This is a genomic window from Streptomyces flavofungini (genome assembly GCF_041028215.1).
GTDB classification, from domain to species: Bacteria; Actinomycetota; Actinomycetes; order Streptomycetales; family Streptomycetaceae; genus Streptomyces; species Streptomyces flavofungini_B.
The window spans coordinates 1-3,241 of the sequence record NZ_JASKYR010000977.1; the positions used below are offsets into that span (position 1 = coordinate 1).

The following is a 3,241-nucleotide window of genomic DNA, read 5'->3' on the forward strand; positions in this document are numbered from 1 at the left end:
ACGCTGGTGGCGGCGGGGCGGGGGCGTCGCGGCGATGAGGGGGAGTTCCCGCAGCTCCGCCGCCGTCAGCAGGTCCCGCCCCGCATACCCGTGTGCCGCCGGTACCGCCACCGACTGGCGCTCCCGCGAGAAGACCGGGCCGAGGACCAGATCCGCCTCGGCCACCGGCAGCAGCACGACCGCCGTGGCCACCTCGCCGTGCCGCACCGCGCCGAAGGGATCGGAGAACGGGATCTCCACGATCCGCGTCGCGCAGGCCGGATGACGCTCCTGGAACGCCGCCATCGCCGCCATCAGACGCGCGTCCGCCGTCCCCTGGAAGCCGATCCGCAGCGTGCCCGTCACACCCCGCGCCGCCCGGCTCGCCCGTTCGACCGCCGACGCCAACTCCTCGTACGCGGGACGCAGCCCGGCGAGGAACTGCTCGCCGAGCGGGGTCAGCGCGACCCGGCGGCTCGTACGCTCGACGAGGCGGGCGCCGATCCGTCGCTCCAGAGCCGCCAGCAGTTGGCTGACGCGGCTCTGCGAGACGTACAACCGTTCACCGGTCCGGCCGAAGTGCAATTCCTCGGCGAGCACCAGGAAGCACTCCAGCTCGCGCATCTCCAGGCCACGCTCCACCGCTCCCACGGAGCGCCTCCTCTGTGCTGCTCGCCGCATCGATGAGTCTGGCTCATACAAGGATGAGAACTGCGGCGTTGTTCCCCTCCGGGGGCCGCCCCAGGGTGGATGGCATGTCACAGAGCATCAGCGGTACCAGCACAAGCACCAGCATCGATGTCAGCATCCGCAGCAGTACCAGTGTCCCTGCGGTCCTTGCGCGCGACGGCGTCGGCGCACCCGCACCGCCGCGGGGCGCCGTCCTCGCCCTCGCCGTCGCCACCTTCTCCGTCGTCACCACGGAGATGCTGCCCGTCGGGCTCCTCACCCCCATCGGCTCCGGCCTCGGGGTCTCCGACGGCACCGCCGGTCTCGCCGTCACGCTGCCCGGGGTCGTCGCCGCGTTCGCCGCCCTGCTGCTGCCCGTCGCGGTGCGCCGCGCCGACCGGCGTACGGTCCTGGGCGCGCTGCTCGTCCTGCTCGCCGCCGCCAACGCGGCCTCCGCGCTCGCCCCCTCCTTCGGCGTGCTGCTCGGCGCGCGGGTCCTGGTGGGTGTCTGCATCGGCGGGGTGTGGGCCATCGCCGCCGGGCTCGGGGCGCGGCTGGCCGGGGCGGCGGGCGCCGGGCGCGCCACCGCGGTGATCTTCAGCGGGATCGCCGTCGCCTCCGTGCTCGGCGTGCCCGCCGGAACGCTCCTCGGCGAGCTGACCGGGTGGCGCTGGGCGTTCGCCGCCCTCGCCGCGCTCGCGCTGGGCGTGGCCGGGCTGCTCGCGGCGCTGCTGCCGCCGCTGCCCGCCGGTCAGGCGGTGCGGCTCGGGGGGTTCGCCGGGCTGCTGCGGGTACGGCGGCTGCGGGGCGGGCTCCTCGCCGTCACGCTGCTCGTGACCGGGCACTTCGCCGCGTACACCTACGTACGGCCCGTCCTCGAACGGGTGCCCGGCATCGGCCCTGGGCTGATCAGCGCGCTGCTCCTCGCCTACGGCACCGCCGGTGTCGTCGGCAACTTCACGGGCGGCGCCGTCGCCGCCCGCGATCCGCGCAGGGCGCTGCTCGCCATCTGCGCGGGGCTCGGCGCGGTGGTGCTCCTGCTCGTCCCGGCGGGCGGCTCGCTCGCCGTGTCCGCCCCGCTGCTCATGGCCTGGGGCCTCGCGTACGGCGGGGTCTCGGTCTCCGCCCAGAACTGGGTGATGGCCGCCGCCCCGCACGCCCGCGAGGCCGCCTCCGCGCTCTTCGCCGGGGTGTTCAACGTGGCCATCGCGCTCGGCGCCTTCGCGGGCGGCCGGGTCGCGGACAGCCGCGGTGCCGGTGCCGCCCTCTGGCTCGGCGGGGCGCTCGCCGTCCTGGCGCTTGTCGCGGTGGGGCGCGCGAAAGGGGCGGCCACCCCTGAGTGAGGGATGACCGCCCCGGACGGCGTACGGGCCGGACTCAGTCCGTACGCGGTGCGGACCCAGCCCGTGTTCCGTGCGTACTCAGCTCTTGAGCTCCGCCGCGACCAGCTCCGCGATCTGGACGGCGTTCAGCGCCGCGCCCTTGCGGAGGTTGTCGTCGGAGATGAAGAAGGCGAGGCCGTTCTCGACGGTCTCGTCGGGGCGGATGCGGCCCACGAAGGAGTCGTCCTTGCCCGCGGCGACCAGCGGCGTCGGAACCTCGGTGACGACGACGCCCTCGGCCGCCTCAAGGATCTCGGTGGCGCGCTCGGGGCTCAGCGGACGCGCGAAACGGGCGTTGACCTGGAGGGAGTGGCCGGTGAAGACGGGGACGCGCACACAGGTGCCCGAGACCTTGAGCTCCGGGATCTCCAGGATCTTGCGGGACTCGTGGCGGAGCTTCTGCTCCTCGTCCGTCTCGTTCAGGCCGTCGTCGACGAGGGAACCGGCCATCGGCAGGACGTTGTACGCGATCGGCGCGACGTACTTGTCGGGCTCGGGGAAATCGACCGAGGAGCCGTCGTGGGTGAGCTTCGGGGCGTCCTCGCCGACCTTCGCGACCTGCTGGTACAGCTCCTCGACACCGGCGAGGCCGGAGCCGGAGACCGCCTGGTAGGTGGCGACGACCAGCGCTTCGAGGCCCGCCTCGGCGTGCAGCGGCTTCAGGACGGGCATCGCGGCCATCGTCGTGCAGTTCGGGTTGGCGATGATGCCCTTGGGGCGGTCCTTGATCGCGTGCGGGTTCACCTCGGAGACGACGAGGGGGACCTCGGGGTGGCGGCGCCACGCGGAGGAGTTGTCGATCACGACGGCGCCCTGCGAGGCGACCTTCTCGGCGAGGGCCTTGGAGGTGGCGCCGCCCGCCGAGAACAGGACGATGTCCAGGCCCGTGTAGTCGGCCGTGGAGGCGTCCTCGACGGTCACGCCGTCGACGACTGTCCCGGCGCTGCGGGCCGAGGCGAAGAGGCGCAGCTCGTCGGCCGGGAACTCACGCTCGGCGAGGATCTTGCGCATGACCTTGCCGACCTGACCGGTGGCTCCGACGATTCCGACCTTCACAGGGACTTCCTCCGTATGGGTGTGCGGCCTCGTGACCTCGGCCGGTCTGTTGCGGGGTGGCTCAATGATGCGTCTCTCCAGTGCCGCGTTGTCCAATCCATTGTCCGAGGTGCGGGACGCCACATTCGAAAGGGCCCGGACGAGGGTGCCTGCGC

3 protein-coding genes are annotated in these 3,241 nt (G+C 73.3%); 1 reads left to right on the forward strand and 2 read right to left on the reverse strand.

Annotated elements, in window-relative coordinates; genetic code table 11:
• Positions 1 to 660, reverse strand: a 660-nt coding sequence (locus AB8Z36_RS37340) for a LysR family transcriptional regulator (protein ID WP_369217824.1), incomplete at its 3' end; no start/stop codon positions are given.
• A 74-nt stretch (positions 661 to 734) separates the two neighbouring features.
• Between AB8Z36_RS37340 and AB8Z36_RS37345 the strand changes: the two genes are divergently transcribed.
• A complete protein-coding gene (locus tag AB8Z36_RS37345) occupies positions 735 to 1,991 on the forward strand; it encodes an MFS transporter (RefSeq protein WP_369217825.1) in 1,257 nt (418 codons plus the stop codon).
• A 78-nt stretch (positions 1,992 to 2,069) separates the two neighbouring features.
• Here the strand turns inward: AB8Z36_RS37345 and AB8Z36_RS37350 are convergent, their stop codons facing one another.
• Positions 2,070 to 3,086, reverse strand: a complete 1,017-nt coding sequence (locus AB8Z36_RS37350) for an aspartate-semialdehyde dehydrogenase (RefSeq protein ID WP_369217826.1) — start codon at positions 3,084 to 3,086, stop codon at positions 2,070 to 2,072.
• Positions 3,087 to 3,241 lie beyond the last annotated feature (155 nt).

What these genes read in the sequence shown, in the direction of transcription:
- AB8Z36_RS37345 (WP_369217825.1), top strand. Translation starts at nt 735, where the DNA reads ATGTCACAGAGCATCAGCGGTACCAGCACAAGCACCAGCATCGATGTC.